This is a genomic window from Streptomyces lydicamycinicus, assembly GCF_000829715.2.
Classification (GTDB): domain Bacteria; phylum Actinomycetota; class Actinomycetes; order Streptomycetales; family Streptomycetaceae; genus Streptomyces; species Streptomyces lydicamycinicus.
Genome location: NZ_BBNO01000008.1, coordinates 285,142 through 302,484, shown reverse-complemented (window position 1 = coordinate 302,484; position 17,343 = coordinate 285,142). Strand labels below are relative to the sequence as shown.

General features: G+C 73.2%; 18 protein-coding genes. 13 read left to right on the top strand and 5 right to left on the bottom strand.

What is annotated here, in order from left to right:
• Positions 1-5: 5 nt before the first annotated feature.
• Positions 6-1,010 carry a PP2C family protein-serine/threonine phosphatase gene (locus TU31_RS27620; protein ID WP_042160024.1) on the bottom strand — a complete coding sequence of 335 codons (1,005 nt, stop codon included), beginning with the start codon at positions 1,008-1,010 and terminating at the stop codon, positions 6-8.
• A gap of 330 nt (positions 1,011-1,340) precedes the next feature.
• Here TU31_RS27620 and TU31_RS27615 point away from each other — a divergent pair, with 330 nt between their 5' ends.
• From TU31_RS27615 to TU31_RS27590, 6 genes are all read left to right on the top strand, one after another.
• The gene (locus TU31_RS27615) at positions 1,341-2,402 is read left to right on the top strand and encodes an NAD-dependent epimerase/dehydratase family protein (protein ID WP_042159339.1); all 1,062 of its coding nucleotides are present in this window, start codon (positions 1,341-1,343) and stop codon (positions 2,400-2,402) included.
• 80 nt (positions 2,403-2,482) lie between these two features.
• A complete protein-coding gene (locus TU31_RS27610) occupies positions 2,483-3,202 on the top strand; it encodes a glycosyltransferase family 2 protein (RefSeq protein WP_042159337.1) in 720 nt (239 codons plus the stop codon).
• Positions 3,199-3,867 (top strand): TIGR04282 family arsenosugar biosynthesis glycosyltransferase, encoded by a 669-nt coding sequence (locus tag TU31_RS27605; protein ID WP_042159334.1) that lies wholly within the window; start codon positions 3,199-3,201, stop codon positions 3,865-3,867. Before TU31_RS27610 ends, TU31_RS27605 begins: the two co-directional genes overlap by 4 nt.
• Positions 3,864-4,613, top strand: coding sequence for a class I SAM-dependent methyltransferase (locus TU31_RS27600; protein WP_042159330.1), 750 nt, complete (start codon positions 3,864-3,866; stop codon positions 4,611-4,613). The genes TU31_RS27605 and TU31_RS27600 overlap by 4 nt, the downstream gene beginning before the upstream one ends.
• A gap of 45 nt (positions 4,614-4,658) precedes the next feature.
• On the top strand, positions 4,659-5,093 hold the full coding sequence (locus TU31_RS27595) for a VOC family protein (RefSeq protein ID WP_042160021.1): 435 nt from the start codon (positions 4,659-4,661) through the stop codon (positions 5,091-5,093).
• A 111-nt stretch (positions 5,094-5,204) separates the two neighbouring features.
• Complete coding sequence (locus tag TU31_RS27590) at positions 5,205-6,620, top strand: hypothetical protein (RefSeq protein WP_042159328.1); 1,416 nt, start codon at positions 5,205-5,207, stop codon at positions 6,618-6,620.
• 27 nt (positions 6,621-6,647) lie between these two features.
• On the opposite strand, the gene TU31_RS27585 is transcribed toward TU31_RS27590, so the two are convergent.
• Complete coding sequence (locus tag TU31_RS27585; protein WP_042160019.1) at positions 6,648-6,899, bottom strand: hypothetical protein; 252 nt, start codon at positions 6,897-6,899, stop codon at positions 6,648-6,650.
• Between the two features lie 271 nt (positions 6,900-7,170).
• Positions 7,171-7,797: a TetR/AcrR family transcriptional regulator gene (locus TU31_RS27580; protein ID WP_245698792.1), complete on the bottom strand. Its 627-nt coding sequence runs from the start codon at positions 7,795-7,797 to the stop codon at positions 7,171-7,173.
• 36 nt (positions 7,798-7,833) lie between these two features.
• On the opposite strand from TU31_RS27580, the gene TU31_RS27575 reads away from it, so the two are divergent.
• The gene (locus TU31_RS27575; protein WP_042159324.1) at positions 7,834-8,634 is read left to right on the top strand and encodes an alpha/beta fold hydrolase; all 801 of its coding nucleotides are present in this window, start codon (positions 7,834-7,836) and stop codon (positions 8,632-8,634) included.
• Between the two features lie 83 nt (positions 8,635-8,717).
• On the opposite strand, the gene TU31_RS27570 is transcribed toward TU31_RS27575, so the two are convergent.
• Positions 8,718-9,911, bottom strand: a complete 1,194-nt coding sequence (locus TU31_RS27570; RefSeq protein WP_052719103.1) for a serine hydrolase domain-containing protein — start codon at positions 9,909-9,911, stop codon at positions 8,718-8,720.
• Positions 9,912-10,758: 847 nt separating this feature from the next.
• Between TU31_RS27570 and TU31_RS27565 the strand changes: the two genes are divergently transcribed.
• A complete protein-coding gene (locus tag TU31_RS27565) occupies positions 10,759-11,148 on the top strand; it encodes a VOC family protein (protein ID WP_042159320.1) in 390 nt (129 codons plus the stop codon).
• 127 nt (positions 11,149-11,275) lie between these two features.
• Here the strand turns inward: TU31_RS27565 and TU31_RS27560 are convergent, their stop codons facing one another.
• Positions 11,276-12,094, bottom strand: a complete 819-nt coding sequence (locus tag TU31_RS27560) for a lipase family protein (protein ID WP_042159318.1) — start codon at positions 12,092-12,094, stop codon at positions 11,276-11,278.
• 241 nt (positions 12,095-12,335) lie between these two features.
• Between TU31_RS27560 and TU31_RS27555 the strand changes: the two genes are divergently transcribed.
• The 5 genes from TU31_RS27555 (at position 12,336) to TU31_RS27535 (ending at position 17,303) form a co-directional block, all read left to right on the top strand.
• Positions 12,336-12,722 (top strand): hypothetical protein, encoded by a 387-nt coding sequence (locus tag TU31_RS27555; RefSeq protein ID WP_042159316.1) that lies wholly within the window; start codon positions 12,336-12,338, stop codon positions 12,720-12,722.
• 174 nt (positions 12,723-12,896) lie between these two features.
• Complete coding sequence (locus TU31_RS27550) at positions 12,897-13,397, top strand: (2Fe-2S)-binding protein (RefSeq protein WP_370682772.1); 501 nt, start codon at positions 12,897-12,899, stop codon at positions 13,395-13,397.
• Positions 13,394-14,389, top strand: coding sequence for an FAD binding domain-containing protein (locus TU31_RS27545; RefSeq protein WP_042159308.1), 996 nt, complete (start codon positions 13,394-13,396; stop codon positions 14,387-14,389). The genes TU31_RS27550 and TU31_RS27545 overlap by 4 nt, the downstream gene beginning before the upstream one ends.
• Before the next feature lie 65 nt (positions 14,390-14,454).
• A complete protein-coding gene (locus tag TU31_RS27540; protein WP_042159305.1) occupies positions 14,455-16,608 on the top strand; it encodes a xanthine dehydrogenase family protein molybdopterin-binding subunit in 2,154 nt (717 codons plus the stop codon).
• A gap of 140 nt (positions 16,609-16,748) precedes the next feature.
• Complete coding sequence (locus tag TU31_RS27535) at positions 16,749-17,303, top strand: ATP-binding protein (RefSeq protein ID WP_042159301.1); 555 nt, start codon at positions 16,749-16,751, stop codon at positions 17,301-17,303.
• Positions 17,304-17,343 lie beyond the last annotated feature (40 nt).

The window sequence follows — 17,343 nt, the reverse complement described above, 5'->3', positions numbered from 1 at the left end:
GCCGTTCACCGGCTCTGCCGGTAGCGGACCAGCAGCATCGCCGCGTCATCGTGCAGCGGCCCCTCGACATGCTCGACCAGGTCCTCGCGCACCGAGCGCAGCGCGGCCTCCGGGTCGGGGTCCTTGAGCAGCGCGGCGCGTTCGTCGAGGGGGTAGAAGCGGTCCGCCGCGTCGCGGGCCTCGGTGACGCCGTCGGTGTAGAAGAGCAGCTGGTCGCCGGGGGTGAACGGCACCTCGTAGGGGGCCGGGGCGGCGCCGCCGTGCAGGGTGAGACCGAGCGGCAGGGCGCGGTCGGGCGGGGACGCGAAGCCGACCGTGCCGTCGGGGCGGACGACCAGCGGCGCCGGATGGCCGAAGTTCAGCAGGGTGGCCCGCGGACCGTCACCGATCTCGGCGAGCACCGCCGTGACGAACCGTTCGCCGGACAGATGGCGGTTCAGCGCCCGTTCGACCCGCTCGCCGACGGCCGGCAGATCCGGTTCGTCATGCGCCGCCTCCCGGAACGCCCCCAGCACCACCGCCGCGCTCTCCACCGCCTCCAGGCCCTTGCCCTGCACATCGCCGACGATGATCCGCACCCCGGCGGGCGAGGTCACCACCTCGTACAGATCACCGCCTATCCGGGCCTCGGCCACCGCCGAGGTGTACGAGACCGCGATCCGCAGCGGGCCCGCGCCCCGCGGCACCGGGCGCAGCAGCACCCGCTGGGCGACCTCGGCGATCGAGCGGACGCTGGCCAGTTCGGCCTCCCGCCGCTGCCGCATCACCGCGGCGGCCACCCCGGCCGCGGTCACCCCGGCCACCGACAGCAGGGCGGTCAGGCCGCGCCGGCTCTCGAACAGCCCGCTGTGGACGCCCAGACCGAGGCAGAGCACGAACGCCGTCAGACCGGCCACCGCCGTCCGCCGCCAGCCGCCGACCAGCCCCGCGAACGCCGGGCCCAGTGACACCAGTGGCAGAAAGCCGACCCCCGGGCCCGCGGTGAGATCGACCGTGGTGACCACGGTCATGACCGCGTACGGGAGCACGGCCAGCGCACGGGAGCCGGTCCGCTGCTCCCCCTTCTCCACGGCCAAGGTGTTCTCCGGCGGTCTCAGATGAAGTGATCGGGCAAGAGGGCCGTCGGCCGTCGGAATGTCCGAAAGCGGCCCCCGGCCCCCGACCTGAGCATAGGCAACATATGCCGTACCGAAATACCTTGAATGCGTGCTGTTACCGAATCGCAGTGGCCCGCAACGGTCGGAAAGCACCCCCGCCGGACGGGCCGCGGATCTTACGGACCCATGACGCGACGTCCCGGACACGGGCCGGAAAGCGCTCTCGCCCCTAGCGTCACCGGCATGCGTGTACTGGTCACCGGCGGCGCCGGATTCATCGGATCGCAGGTCGTCGAGGCGCTCCTGGCGCGCGGGCACGAACCCGTCGTCCTCGATGCGCTGCTGCCCTCGGCACACCCCGAACCCCCGCCCCCGCGCCCGGGGGAGCGACGCATCGTCGCCGACATACGGGACCGGACGGCCGTCGACGCCGCCCTGCGGGGCGTCCACACGGTCTGTCACCAGGCGGCGATGGTGGGCCTCGGCAAGGACTTCGCCGATGCGCCCGACTACGTGGGCTGCAACGACCTGGGCACGGCGGTGCTGCTGGCCGCGATGGCCGCGGCCGGGGTGCGGCAGTTGGTCCTCGCCGGGTCGATGGTGGTCTACGGAGAGGGGCGCTACACCTGTGCCCGCCACGGGGTGGTGCGGCCCGGTCCGCGGGCGGTGGCCGAGCTGGACGCCGGGCGGTTCGAACCCCGCTGTCCGCACTGCGGCGCGGAGTTGCGGCCCGGCACGGTCGGCGAGGACGCCCCCACCGACCCGCGCAACGTCTACGCGGCCACCAAGCTCACCCAGGAACATCTGGCCGCTTCCTGGGCACGCGCCACCGGCGGCCGGGCCGTCGCGCTGCGCTACCACAACGTCTACGGGCCCGGGATGCCGCGCGACACCCCGTACGCCGGGGTCGCCTCGTTCTTCCGCTCGGCGCTGGCCCGCGGTCAGTCGCCGACGGTCTACGAGGACGGCGGCCAGCGGCGGGACTTCGTCCATGTGCGGGATGTCGCGGCGGCCAACGTCGTGGCGCTGGAAGCCCTGCCGGACCGGCCGGCGGGCGCCCTGACCGTCTACAACACGGGCAGCGGAGTGCCGCATACCGTCGGCGAGATGGCGCGGACCCTGGCCGAGGCGTGCGGCGGTCCGGCGCCCGTGGTGACGGGGGAGTACCGCCTCGGCGACGTACGGCACATCACCGCGTCCTCGCAGCGGATCGCCGAGGACCTCGGCTGGCGCGCGGCCACCGGATTCGCGGCGGGGATGACGGAGTTCGCCCGCCAGGGCATGCGGGCGGCCCCGGCGGGATGACCCGCACGCCCTCCCGGCCGCCGCCCGTGCCGGCAAACCCCTCAACACCCCTTGCCCGCCTCTGAGACGCAGGTGAACGCGTGACCCACTTCCCACCCCCCGTCCCCCGGCCCGCCCCGGTGGACGTCGTACTGCCCTGTCTCGACGAAGCCGCCGCGCTGCCCTGGGTGCTGGCCCGCATCCCGGCCGGCTGGCGGGCGATCGTCGTCGACAACGGCTCCACCGACGGCTCCGCCGAGACGGCCCGCGGTCTGGGCGCCACCGTGGTGCACGAGCCGCGCCGCGGTTTCGGCGCCGCCTGCCACACCGGACTGCTCGCCGCCGACGCGGACATCGTCTGCTTCTGCGACTGCGACGCCTCCCTCGACCCCGCCCTCCTCACCCCCTTCGCCGACGCGGTCCGGGACGGCACCAGCGATCTGGTGCTGGGCCGCCGCCGGCCCCAGGGCCGTGGCGCCTGGCCGCCCCACGCGCGGGCCGGCAACGCCGTGCTGGCCCGGATGCTGCGCCGCCGCACCGGACTGCGCCTGCACGACCTCGGCCCGCTGCGCGCCGCCCGGCGCACCGCGCTGCTCGGACTCGGCCTCACCGACCGCCGCAGCGGCTACCCCCTCCAGATGGTCGTCCGGGCCGCCGACGCCGGCTGGCGCGTCGAGGAGCGCGAGGTGCCCTACCGGCCGCGCACCGGCCGTTCGAAGGTCACCGGCACCTGGCGCGGCACCTGGCACGCGGTGCGCGATATGCGCGCTGTCCTCCAGCAGCCGCCGCTCGCACCCGCTACGGAGGAGACGGCCCGATGACCCTTCGCACAGCCCCTCCGGCGCCGACCGGTCCCACCACGCTCCTGGTCATCGCCAAGGAACCGGTCCCCGGCCGGGTCAAGACCCGGCTCACCCCGCCCTACACCCCGGACGAGGCCGCTCAGTTGGCCGAGGCCGCGCTGTACGACACCCTCCAGGCCGTACGCGCCATGCCCGCCCGGCGGCGGGTGCTCGTCCTCGACGGCCGCCCCGGAAGCCGGCTGCCGGCCGGCTTCGAGGTCCGGCCGCAGTGCCCCGGCGGCCTCGATGAGCGGCTCGCCGCGGCCTTCGCCGACAGCAGGGGCCCGACCCTGCTCATCGGCATGGACACCCCCCAGATCACCCCGCAACTCCTCGCCCCGGCACTGGAGGCCGGAGCCTGGGACGGCTGCGACGCCTGGTTCGGGCCGGCCGAGGACGGCGGCTTCTGGGCGCTCGGCCTGGCCACCCCCGACCCCCGGCTGCTGCGCGGCATACCCATGTCCACCGACCGCACCGGCGCCGCCCAGCGCGCCCGGCTGACCGCGGCCGGACTCCGGGTGCGGTCCCTGCCGCCGCTGCGCGATGTCGACACCGCGGACGATGCGCACCATGTCGCGGCCGCCGCGCCCGCCGGCCGCTTCGCCGCCACCCTGGCCCGGCTGACCCCGGTCACCGCACGATGAGCACCACCGTGCCGCCCACGGCACACCCCGACCGGCGCGACACCCTCTCCTGGGGCGCGGACCCGTACGCCGACGCGCTGCGCAGCGGCCGCGGCCCGCTCTTCCTGCGCCGCAGTGACGGCTGGCTGCTGCCCCTGGAGGTCGAACGCTGGTGCGCGGGAGCGGACGCCGCCGATCTGTCGGCGCTGCGCCGCTGCGCCGGCAGCGTCCTCGACATCGGCTGCGGACCCGGCCGGCTGGTCGCCGCGCTCGCCGCGCAGGGCCGGCGGGCCCTGGGCATCGACGTCAGCGCCGCCGCGGTGGCCCGCACCACCTCCATCGGCGGCAGCGCACTGCACCGCTCGGTCTTCGACTCCCTCCCGGGAGAGGGGACATGGGACACCGCCCTGCTCCTGGACGGCAACATCGGCATCGGCGGCGACCCACCCGCCCTTCTCACCCGCACCGCCCAACTGCTCGCCCCGCACGGACTGCTCATCGTGGAGACCACCCCGGCAGACATCGACGAACGGGTCCAGGTCCGGGTCGAGAGCGGCTCCCCCACCCACCACCCCCTGGACGCCCCCTTCCCCTGGGCCCGCGTCGGCACCCCCGCCCTCCTCCGCCATGCCTCCGCCACCGCCTGGACCCCCACCGAACAGTGGACCGCCCCACACCCGGCCAACGGGGCCCCGGGCACCGGGCGTTGCTTCGTGGCGCTGCGGCGCGGCGGCGGGGTCGCGAGACCTCGGCCCGCGCGGCGATGACGCCCCAGGGCACCGGTGAACAGCACGCGCCGCTATGGTGTGCCGATGGCGTCGATCAAGCAGTTCCAAGTCACCTTCGACTGCGCAGAACCCGAGCGCGTCGCTCGCTTCTGGTGCGAGGTGTTGGGGTACGTCGTACCGCCGCCGCCGGAGGGGTTCGCCACGTGGGACGATTTTGACCGCTCGCTCCCGTCTGAGCGCCAGGGTTCGGCGTTTGCCTGCGTCGATCCCTCAGGTGTGGGCCCGCGACTGTTCTTCCAGCGCGTTCCCGAAGGCAAGGTCGTCAAGAACCGGGTTCATCTCGACGTGCGGGCCGGCACCGGTCTCGTGGGGGAAGAGCGCCTCGCCGCACTGGAGGCCGAGTGCGCACGACTGGTCGCGCTCGGCGCGGTATGCGTGCAGGTACTGCGTGCCGATGGCGTCAACGAGTCGTGCATCGTGATGCAGGACATCGAGGGCAACGAGTTCTGTCTCGACTGAGGCGGAGCCGGATCCCGCACGACGGGACACCCCGTCCGCCGAATCTGACGGATCGATGACGCCCCCGCCGCCGCCCGCCCGCTGCCGCCCTCAGGCGCCTAGCGTGCGGGCGTGACCTCCTGTGAGACCCCCCGTGTGACCTCGGAAGAACGCGCCGCGCGCCGCCTCGACACGGTGGCGGCCGCGGCCGGTGCGCTGCTCGTGGTGGCCGCTGCCGTCGTCGGTACCGTCATCGAGCGCGTCAACGGCAGCCTGCATGTCAACTGGCCCCCGCTGTACGCCTCGTGGTCCCCGCATCTGGGGCCGGGCACCCCCGCCGCGGTCGTGATCGCCGTCCTCGTGATCGTCCACGGGCCGCCGCTCGCCGCCCGGTTGCCCTGGCGGCGTCTCGTCGTTCTGGGCTGGGCGGGTGCCCTGGCCTGGACCGGGGCGCTGGCGATGATCGACGGCTGGCGGACGGGGATAGCCGGCCGGCTCACCACCGCCTACGAGTACCTGACCGTCATCGACCGCTTCGACGACCTCGGGCCGGCGCTGCGCGACTTCGCCCACCACATCCTCAACAATGCCCCGGACCACTGGCCCGCCCATGTCGCCGGGCATCCGCCGGCCGCCGTGCTCACCTTCGTCGGTCTCGACCGCATCGGGCTGGGCGGGGGCGGCTGGGCCGGCCTCTGGTGTCTGACCGTCGGCACGTCCGCCGTGGCCGCGGTGCTGATCGCGGTGCGGGCGCTCGCCGGTGAGCCGATCGCCCGCCGGGCCGCCCCGTTCCTCGTCCTGGTCCCGTCGGCGGTCTGGGTGGGCACCTCGGCGGACGGCTATTTCGCGGCCGTCGCCGCCTGGTCGCTGGCGCTGCTCGCCGTCGCCGCCACCCACGGCACCTCCCAGCTACCGCGGCGAGGTGCCCCCATTCCGGCCGTCGCCGCCCTGGCCTCCGGGCTCCTCTTCGGCCTGACCTGCTATCTCTCCTACGGGCTCACCCTGATCGCGCTGATCGCCGCTGCGGTGTTGGTGCTCGCCCGGACCGTGCGCCCGCTGCCCCTCGTGGCGGCCGGGGCGGCGGCCGTCGCCGTCGCCTTCACCCTGGCCGGCTTCTCGTGGTGGGAGGGGTACCTCCTCCTGGTCGAGCGCTACTACCAGGGCGCCGCCGCGGTCCGCCCGTACGCGTACTGGGTGTGGGGCAATCTCGCCTGCACCGTCCTGATCATCGGGCCCGCGACGGTGGCCGCGCTGCGCCGCGTGCTCGCGGCCGCCCCCGCCGCCGGGCGCGGCCTCCGCCCGTCCGCCGGGCCGCTGCGGGATCCCGCCGACCGGCTGGTCGTCCTCGTACTGGCCGCGCTGTTCGCCCTGCTCGTTGCCGACCTCTCCGGGATGAGCAAGGCGGAGACCGAACGGATCTGGCTGCCGTTCGCCGCCTGGCTACCGGCCGCCTGCGCGCTGCTGCCCGCGGCCCGCCGGCGGGCATGGCTGACTGCCCAGGCGGTACTCGCCCTCCTGCTCAACCACCTGCTGTACACCGGATGGTGATGTTGTGTCAGCTCACCAGGAAGGAAATCAGGCGAGATAGGGGCGGGTCGAGTTCACCCGGCCGGGGCGCAGGATCCGGATCGGGCCGCGATTGCAGGAGGGGCAGTCGGCACGGGTCAGCGGGGAGGCGACGCGGACGCCCCGGGTGAAGTAGTCGGCGCGCCGGTGGCCGGCCAGATCCGTGGTGTGCCGGATCTCGTACTCCTCTTCCCAGCCGTGTCCGCAGTGCAGACAGACGAACGCATACGCCTCGTGAACCGTCTCGGTGTCCCGTTCCATGATCACCACACCCTTTCCCCGGGCCACGGCGCTCCCGCCAGGACCGGATGCATGCCGCACCTCCCATTATTGCGCTCGGTCACGGGGATGGCGGGGCCAGATTTCCGGGCCGCGCACGAGCCGCCGCAGGGCTCGTGACCAGGCACGATGCCGGCACCGGAACCCGGCGGCCCCGGGTGGCCGCCGCCCGGCACCGCCACCTGGACCCGTCCGCGCCCCGGGTCCCGTCTCTCCGATCATGATCAGGAGGGACAGACCCAGTTGTTGGCGCTCAGGGCGTTGATGCGGTGAGGTGCCGGCAGAGCAGCTCGTGGGCGAGCCGTGCCGTCGCCATCAGGTCCTCGTGGGTCGCGCCGAGGTTGGCGCGCACGGACAGTCCGTGCACGACGGACTGGACGAGTCCGGTCAGGGCCGCCGCGTCGGTCCCGGCGGCGAGTTCCCCGTCCTGGACCGCTCGCTCGATGCGTGCGAGGAGGGCCCGCTCGTTCCAGCCGTGCAGTTCGGCGTAGTAGGCGCTGGTGTCGAGCGTGCTCGTGCTGTCGGTCATCGCGGCACTGCTGAGAAGGCAGCCTGGATGGACGTCACTTGGCCGGGTGAACTCGTGCACCGAGTCGATGAGGAGGCGGTCGATGACGGTCCGGAGATCCTTCTCGGCGACCGCCTGCCGGTAGATCTCCCGGTAGCGCTCGGCGTAGGTCCGCACCGCTTCCTCGAACAGCCCGGCCTTGCTGCCGAAGGCGGCGTAGAGGCTGGAGGTCGAGAGTCCGAGGGCCGCGGTGAGGTCGCGGGTCGACGTCCCGGAGTAGCCGCGCCGCCAGAAGAGGCGGGCGGCGTCGAGGACCGCGCGGTCGCGGTCGAAGGCTCGTGGTCGTCCACGGGTGCGTTGTTGTTGGGACACCCTTGCATTGTAGAGCGCTTGCTTCATAATCCTTTTATGGAGCAAACGATTCAGAAGAAGTGGCCGGTCGGTGGCGGCAGTTGGGTCACGGTCGAGGTGTACGGGGAGCCGGATGCTCCGGGCCTCGTCGTCGTCCCGGGCGCGATGAGCGACGCCCGCGCGTGGCGTCACGTGGCGACCGCCATTGACGCCTGGCCGTCGGTGGCGGTCGTCAACCGCCGGGGCCGTACCCCCTCGGGGCCGCTGACCGGCGGCTACTCGCTGCGAACGGAGGTCGAGGACCTCGGCCTGATCCTCGACGAGTTCGCCGGCACACAGGCGCTCTTCGGCTGGAGCTACGGCGGCTTGATCGCGTTGCTGGCCGCCAACGATCGCTCACTGCGCCAGGTGATTGCCTACGAGCCGGTGATGCGACCGTTCGGCAGGCACGTGCTGCCGGAGCTGAAGGCCGCCGAAGAGAAGGCGGACTGGGAGGCCACCGTCGAGATCGTGAACCGGGAGATAGCCGGCCTCGACGCGGCGCATATCGAGACCCTGCGGGCCGACCGTCAAGGATGGGCGGACTTGCAGCGCTTGAGCAGGCCGGCGTACGCCGAGCTCGCCGCGCTCAACGCGGCGCCGCCACCCGACGAGATGGCACGTCGGGCGGACCGTGTCGACCTGATCATCGGCCAGTGCAATCACGGAACGGCCCCCTACGGCACGTCGTTCGACGACGTCCGGCAGCACGTCACCCGTGCCGAGGTCCACGTACTTCACGGTCAGGGTCACCTGGCCCACCTCCAGGCGCCGACCGAGCTCGGCCATCTGCTCAACGGCCTCGCGACGGCCCGATGAGCGACCGTGCCGTCGTCGTGGCCTCGTACGACCGGGTGCTGTCCCTCCGGTCCTGACCGGAGGGACAGCACCCGCGCCCGGTCTCAGCTCCGGTTCTGCCCCAACGCCTGGTACACCGCCCTGACCAGCCCGGCGTTGCGCGGGTCCTGTCCCGTCGTGCCACCGCCGTACTTGTTCATGGTGTACGCGTACGACAGCCGGTTCTCCGGATCGGCGAAGGCGAAGGAGCCGCCCGCGCCACCGTGTCCGAACGCCCGGGGATTGGGTCCCGCCTGGCCCTGGTGGTTGAGCATGTAGCCCAGGCCCCAGCGGTGTTCGTACCCCGCCGGGGCGAGCGCGTCGATCGTCAGATCACGCTCACCCGGCCGGCTCTGCGACCGGCGCATCGCCTCCAGGGTGCCGCGCCGGACGAGCGTGCCGGCCGCCAGCGCGCCGTAGACCGTGGCCAGCCCGTGCGCACCGGCATGGGCATTGCCCGCCGGGATCTCGGCCGAACGGTAGGCGGCACTGTTGACATCGCCGGTCGGGATGTACGTCAGGGCCAGCATCACGATGGCCAGCGGATGGTCGGCGAGCGACCGGAACGGCGGCTTCGGCGCACCGGGGAACTGCTCGGCGAGACGCGCCTCGTCCAGCTGCCCGACCATGTCGGCGCAGCGGGCGTGCTCCTCGGCGGGGGTGCCGATGAACACCCGTGCGCCCAGCGGCCCGGTGATCTCGCTGTGCAGGAACGCGCCGAGGGACTGCCCGGTGATCCGCCGTACGACCTCGCCCACGAGGTAGCCGAAGGTCACCGCGTGATAGCCCTGCGCGGTGCCCGGCTCCCACCACGGGGGGGTGGCCGCCAGGACGGCGCACACCCGGTCCCAGTCATAGGCGTGCCCTGCGGGCAGCGGCTCACGGGGTGCGATCAGACCGGCCCGGTGGCTGAGCAGCCAGCGCACAGGTATGTCCTCCTTGCCGGCCTGCCCGAACTCGGGCCAGTACCGGCTCACCGGCGCATCGAGGTTCAACTCACCCCGGTCCACGAGGAGATGGGCGCACAGTGCGGTCATCCCCTTGGATGTCGAGTAGACGTTGACCAGTGTGTCGCGCTCCCAGGGACGGGTCCCGGCCGCGTCCGCGTGGCCGCCCCACAGGTCCACCACCGCCTCGCCGTCCACCGTCACCGTGACCGCCGCGCCGACGTCACCGTGCTCGCTGAAGTTCCGCTCGAACGCGTCCCGTACGCCGGCGAATTCCGGTGCGCAGTGGCCGTTGACGGTGGCTGGCTCCACGGTGGTCTCCTCGCGTCGTCCCGGTGCGGTCATCCCGTGCCTCCGTACGTGCGTACGGCGTTCCGTACGGATGATCCGTCCAGGTCGATGCCCGTGGCAACGATGTGCGGCCGGACGGCTCAGCGGCGCGTGTCCGGGGGCGTCGCGCCTCCTGGGGCGCCGTCGCCCGGGGACCCGCGCAGTGAGGTGGATGCCGGGTCGGGACCGTTTCGGCAGCTCAGCGGCAGTCCGGGCGTGACCGGCGACCGGTGGGGCCGGGCACGGCAGCGGCAGGGGGAGGGGCGGGGCGAGCGGTCCGGGGAGGGCGGGCGCATGGCCGGATTCCGCCGCGGCCGAGGAGCTGTCGGCCGCCCGGCCGCACCGCGGTCATCATGACGGCGAGGGCGAGCGTGGGGGCGTGGGGTACGGAGAGCGTGCCGATGGCGGCGGGTGCGGCGATGGCGGGGGCGGTGGGGGACGGCGGTGACGGCGGTGACGACGGCCGCGGGGACGGCGGAGGCGGTTGTGACGACGACCGCGGGGACGGTGGAGGCGGGGACGGCGGAGGTCACGACGACCGCGACGGCTACGGCGACACCGGCGACCGCTTTCGTGGCCCCTCGACCCGGCGGATGACCTTCCTCCCCTCCCGACCGGCGTACCGCCCGTCACCCCGGCCGACGCCCCTTCTTCCTCCTGACCGGCGTACCGTCTGTCATCCCGGCCGGTCGCTTCCCTCCCATCCGACCGGCGTGCCTTCCCTCCCCCCCCCGGCCGCCGATGCATTCCTCCCGCCCCGACCGATGAATCGGCAGGCCGGGAACGGTCTATCTCAGCGACCACACAGGCCACACCCCCGGAGGACGCCATGTCTGCCACCTCACCCGCCGCCCCCACCCCCGCCGCCGTCCAGCCGATCATCGTCACCCCTGACCTCGACCGGCTCCAGGCCTTCTACCGTGAGCTGGTCGGCGCCGAGGAGTTCACCCGGGTGCCCGAGGAGGGCCCGGTCTTCTTCGTCGGGCTGCGGGTCGGCGGCTCGGAGCTGGGCATCGTGACGGACCAGAACGTAGAGACCGGCACCCCGACCCGGATCCTGCTCAGCATCGCCGTCCAGGACGTCGATGCGCTTCTGGACCGGGTCGGGCCGCTCGGCGGAACGGTGCGGGGCCCGGCCACCGACATGCCCTGGGGGCAGCGGGTCGCCCATATCCAGGACCCGGACGGCAACGCGGTCAACCTCACCCAGCCGGTCTGACCGGGGAAGCGGCCGCCCAGGACGGGAGGCGGCCGGCCCGGCCCGCCCCGGTGTCCACCGACCGGTGCCCGCCGGCCCGGCCCCGTGCCCGCCGGCCGGGCCCCGTCCTGCCGGCCGCCCCGACCGGTCAGTTCTGGTTCTTCTCCAAGGCGTTGACGTATGCCGCCATGAAGTGGTCCCGGACGCCGTCGGAGGCGGGCGCGAGCAGATCGGCGGTGAGGCCCTGGGCGCGGTCCACCAGGCCGCTCAGCAACGGCATGGTGTGGTGGAGGGCGCCCTGCGCGTCGATGTAGCGCAGTGCGGAGACGTGGTGGAAGGCGGGCTCCGGGGGGAGCTGCGGCACGATGTCGTTGTTGTTGACGAAGCGGTACATGCGGTCGGAGAAGGCCGTGTTGAACTCCTTGGACAGCTGCCGGTCGCAGGTGCGCGGCTGGCCGAAGGTGTAGACACCGTTGGCCGTCACATGCGGCTCCTCGAAATGCAGCCGCGCGCCGGCCAGCATCGCCAGCGCCCCGCCGAGGCTGTGGCCGGTGAACCACACCGTCTGGCGGTTGTCGCGGAATGCGTCGATGGCGGCGCGGACCTGCGGCCAGACGGACTCCAGCGCCTCCCCGAAGCCGTAGTGGACATAGCCCTTGCCGCCGGGGCCGGGCCACGGCGGTGTGGTGGCGTCGGACAGCCAGTCGCGCAGTTTCACCGGCTCCGTGCCCCGGAAGCTGGTGATGATCATGCTGTGCCCGCCGAGGGTGTACGCCTGGGTGTCCTCCAGCGGGAACGGCGGGCGGAACGTGGTGTGGTGATGGCGTACCCGGTCGAAGCCCCACTCCCGGGCCGTGGCTTCGATGGTCTGCTCGTCCTGATAGGCGAGCTCGGAGGCGCGCGCCATACAGAGCGCATGGCGGACGGTGTAGCCGGTGGCTTTCTGGTCGATCGTGGCACTGGTCAACGAGGGCTCCTCTGGCTTGGTTCGACGAGGGCTGCTGCGAGGGCCGAGCGCTGCGCGCCTGAGACCGCTCTGATCACAGAACGCTCGCGCTGACTACACAGCGTAATCTCCCGATCGGTTGACGTGCGGGTGCCGCCCGTTCAAACCACTCGTTCGTGCCTCCGGTCGCACACACCGGGCCGCCGGGCGAGCCTGGAAGCGTGCAGCCCCCGGAGGAAGGTCCACAACGGAAGGCCCCACAGTGAACAGCGCGGATCAGGCGTCACACGCGGAACATGTATCGGCCGAGGTGATGGTGGAGCTGGAGAGCTGCGCGACGCAGGACGCGCACGCCGTCTTCAGCGCGCTGCGTACCACCTTCAGCTCCGACCGGGCGGCGGACGATGTGCCCGAGGAGGTGGCCGGGGCGGGGTCGACCGTATGGACCTCGACCTTCGACGTGAGTGAGCGCAAGGCCGCGGCCGAGCCCCGCCGGCTGACCGCGCCCGTCATGGTCAGCCTCCAGGGCGGCTACTGGGCGGTCGACCAGCTGTGCAAGGGCCTGGAGTCCGCGTTCGCCGTGCACGTCCTCGGGACGGCCGCCGGTGACCAGGAAAAGGAAGTCGAGTTGCGGCTGGAGACCCGTTAGCGATCACCGGTACTTCTGAGGCGACGGGGCCCGCACGGTCACGGCGCAGGACATGGCCCAGGCGCACGGCAGCCGCCCCCGCGGCCCGGATCGGAAAGGCATGAGCGAGTGGAGTCCACCCATCATCCGCCGGAGCCCGGCGGTGCGCCGTCGGCGGACGGCTCACAGTCCTCGCTGGTGCTGCACATCAACGGAGTGACGCAGACGCTGACCGTCGACCACCGGACCACGCTTCTGGACCTGCTCCGCGAACGCCTCGGTCTGACCGGCGCCAAGAAGGGCTGCGACCACGGCCAGTGCGGCGCGTGCACCGTGCTCGTCGACGGGCGGCGCGCCAACAGCTGTCTGCTGCCGGCCGTGGCACAGGACGGCCGGCAGATCACCACGGTCGAGGGCCTCGCCGAGGGGGAGCGGCTGCACCCCCTTCAGCAGGCCTTCCTGGAGCGGGACGCCCTCCAGTGCGGCTACTGCACCCCCGGCCAGATCTGTTCGGCCGTCGGGGTGCTGGCCGAAGTGGCGGCCGGTTTTCCGTCCCACGTCACCCCGCCCACCGCGGACCCCGGCACCCCCGTCGAGCTCACCGACGACGAGATCCGCGAGCGGATGAGCGGCAACCTGTGCCGCTGCGGCGCCTATCCGCGGATCGTCGAAGCGGTCCGGGAGGCGGCGCCGTGAAACCGTTCGGATATCTGCGGGCGACCAGCGTCGAGGAGGCCGTACGGGCCGCGGCCGGGCAGCCCGGCGCCCGCTTCCTCGGCGGCGGCACCAACCTCGTCGACCTGATGAAGCTGGGCGTGGAGACGCCGGAGCTGCTCATCGACGTCACCCGGCTGCCGCTCGACCGCATCGAGGAGCTGCCGGACGGCGGACTGCGGATCGGTGCGATGGTCCGCAACAGCGATCTGGCCGCGGCGGCCGCCGTCCGTGCCCGCTACCCGGCCCTGTCGCAGGCGCTGCTGGCCGGCGCCTCGGGGCAGTTGCGGAACATCGCGACCACCGGCGGCAACCTGCTTCAGCGCACCCGCTGCCTGTACTTCCAGGACATCACCAAGCCCTGCAACAAGCGCGCCCCCGGCACCGGCTGCCCGGCCCGTGAGGGGGTGCACCGCGATCTCGCCGTACTGGGCCACTCCGAACACTGCGTCGCCACCCAGCCGTCGGACATGGCGGTGGCGCTGGCCGCCCTCGACGCCGAGGTCCTGCTGCACGGCCCCGACGGGGAGCGCACCGTGCCGGTGACCGAGTTCCACCGGCTGCCCGGTGACAGCCCGGAGCGGGACACCGTGATCCGGCCCGGCGAACTGATCACCGCCGTGCGGCTCCCGCCGGCCGCCCCCGGCACCCGCTCGCGCTACCGCAAGGCCCGCGACCGCGCCTCGTACGCCTTCGCCCTGGCCTCCGTCGCCGCCGTACTGGAGGTGCGGGACGGCACCGTACGGCACGCGGCCCTCGCGTTCGGCGGGCTGGCGCACCGGCCGTGGCGGGCCCGCGCCGCCGAGGAGGTACTGCACGGCGCCCCCGCCACCGAGGACACCTTCGCCCGCGCCGCCGACGCCGAACTCGCCGCCGCCCGGCCACTGCGCGACAACGGCTTCAAGGTCACGCTCGCCCGCAATCTGGCCGTCGGCGTACTGGCCGGGCTGGCCGCCCCCGCCGACGACCACTGACCGCACCACGACCGCCAGGACGCCGCTGCCCCTCCGCCCCAGCCCCCGACCCAAGGACGCGCGCCATGAGCCCCGACTCGTTCCCGCTCGGTCCCCTCCCGTACCCCCTGGGCGCCCCGCTCGTCCGCCGGGAAGGCCGGGAGAAGGTCACCGGCACCGCCCGGTACGCGGCCGAACACACCCCGCCGGGCTGCGCCTACGCCTGGCCGGTGCCCGCGACCGTCGCCCGCGGCCGGGTGACCTCCGTGGACACCGCGGCGGCCCTCGCCCTGCCGGGGGTGTACGCGGTGCTGACCCACGAGAACGCGCCCCGCCTCGCGGCCACCGGCGATCCGACCCTGTCGGTGCTCCAGGACGACCGGGTCCCGCACCGCGGCTGGTATGTCGCCCTCGCCGTCGCCGACCGCCTCGAAACCGCCCGCGCCGCCGCCGGGGCCGTCCGCGTCCGCTACGAAACCGCCGCGCACGACGTCCGGCTGACCGCCGCTCACCCCCGGATGTACGACGCGGAGACCGCCAACGGCGGCTATCCGGGAACCCGCGAACGCGGCGACTTCGAGGGGGCGTTCGCCGCCGCCCCCGTCACCCTCGACGCCACGTACACCGTGCCGCCGCTGCACAACCACCCCATGGAGCCGCACGCCTCCACCGCCCGGTGGAGCGACGGTCATCTGACCGTCCACGACTCCAGCCAGGGCGCCACCAAGGTCTGTGAGGACCTCGCCGCGCTGTTCCGGCTGGACCGGAGCGAGGTCACCGTGGTCTCCGAGCACGTCGGCGGCGGCTTCGGCTCCAAGGGGACGCCCCGCCCCCAGGTCGTCCTGGCCGCGATGGCCGCCCGCCACACCGGGCACCCGGTCAAACTGTCCCTGCCGCGCCGGCAGCTGCCGGCGGTCGTCGGCCATCGCGCACCCACCATCCAGCGGGTGCGCCTCGGCGCGGGCGACGACGGCGTCCTCACCGCCCTCGCCCATGAGGCCGCCACCCACACCTCCACCGTCACGGAGTTCGTCGAGCAGGCCGCGGTCCCGGGGCGCGTCATGTACACCTCGCCGAACAGCCGCACCGTGCACCGTGTCGTCCCGCTCGACGTACCGACGCCCTCCTGGATGCGCGCACCGGGCGAGGCCCCCGGGATGTACGCCCTGGAGTCGGCCGTCGACGAACTCGCGGTCCTCCTGGACATCGACCCCGTCGACCTGCGGATGCGCAACGAGCCGGACACCGAGCCGGACAGCGACCGCGCCTTCAGCAGCCGCCAGCTGGTCGGCTGTCTGCGGGAGGGCGCGGAGCGCTTCGGCTGGCTGCCCCGGGACCCCCGGCCCGGAGTCCGCCGCGAGGGAGATCTGCTGCTGGGCACCGGTGTCGCGTCCGCCACCTACCCGGTCTACATCGCCGCCTCCTCCGCCGAGGCGCACGCCGCCACCGACGGCAGTTACCGCATCCGGGTGAACGCCACCGACATCGGCACCGGCGCCCGCACCGTGCTCGCGCAGCTCGCCGCCGGTGTCCTGGCGGTGCCCGAGGAGCGGATCCGGATCGAGATCGGCAGCAGCGATCTGCCGCCCGCGATGCTGGCCGGCGGTTCCGCGGGCACCGCGTCCTGGGGCTGGGCCGTCCACAAGGCCTGTACGGCGTTGCGGCACCGGCTGCGGGACCACGTCGGGCCGCTCCCGGCCGACGGGCTGACGGCCGCCGCCGACACCCGCCGGGAGACGGCCGAGGGCTCCCCGTACGCCCGGCACGCCTTCGGCGCCACCTTTGCCGAGGTCCAGGTCGACACCGTCACCGGAGAGGTCCGGACACGGCGGCTGCTGGGCGTCTACGCGGCCGGCCGCATCCTCAACTCCCGTACTGCGCGCTCCCAGTTCATCGGCGGCATGACCATGGGGCTGGGGATGGCGCTCATGGAGGGCAGCGTGCTGGACCCCGCGTTCGGAGACTTCGCCGAATGTGATCTGGCCTCGTACCACGTTCCGGCCTGTGCCGACGTGCCGCTGATCGAGGCGCACTGGCTGGAGGAGGAGGATCCCCACCTCAACCCCATGGGCAGCAAAGGCATCGGGGAGATCGGCATCGTCGGCACCGCGGCGGCCCTCGCCAACGCCGTCCGGCACGCCACCGGAGTCCGGTTCCGCGACCTCCCGCTCACGCCGGACAAGGTGCTGCCGCGGCTGTTGGACCGGCCGGGTGAGGAACGGGCCGACGGACTCCGCTAAACCAAGATCAGTTGCGGAACCCGCCATGCGGGGTCACCATGACAAATGACCCATACGTGATTAATGCTCACTCTTCGTGATTCGGGGTTCGTTGGTCCAACGAGGTGAAGGGCGTGAGCCTCGCGGTGAGGAGCCACGACATGACACTTCCCAGCGACCGGCACTACACGGTCGAGCTGCATGCTTCGGCGGAGCGTGTGCCGCAGATCCGGCGGATTCTGGCCGCGCACCTGCGGTACTGGGATCTTGAGCTGCATATCCCGCCCGTATGCCGGGGAGTGGCGGAACTCCTGACCAACGTCCATCGCCATATCGGCCCGGACGCGCCGTGCGTCGTCGAACTCCGCTGGACCGGCCGGCACCTCACGGCCTCCGTCGCCGACCAGGGGCCGCGCCTGCCGAAACTGCTCAGCGCGGGCGGCGGCGGGCTCTCCAGAGTGGCGGCGCTGAGCGACAGTTGGGGCACCTGCGGCACCCCGGACGGCAAGGTCATCTGGTTCACCCGCCGGGTCGAGGCGGCCCGTAAGACGCCGCTGACCAGCCGCACCCCGCTGCGCAGCGTGCCCGACGCGAAGGGCCAGCCGGCGGTGCCGCCGCCCGTACCGGTCGAGCCGCTCGTCGAGCCCGTGCGCGAAGCCGTCGCCGAGACCGCCGCCGAGACTCCGGCGGCCTCGTCCGAGGTGTCGCTCGTCTGACACGCCGCCAACGAAGCACCGTCAACGAAGTGGCGAGGTG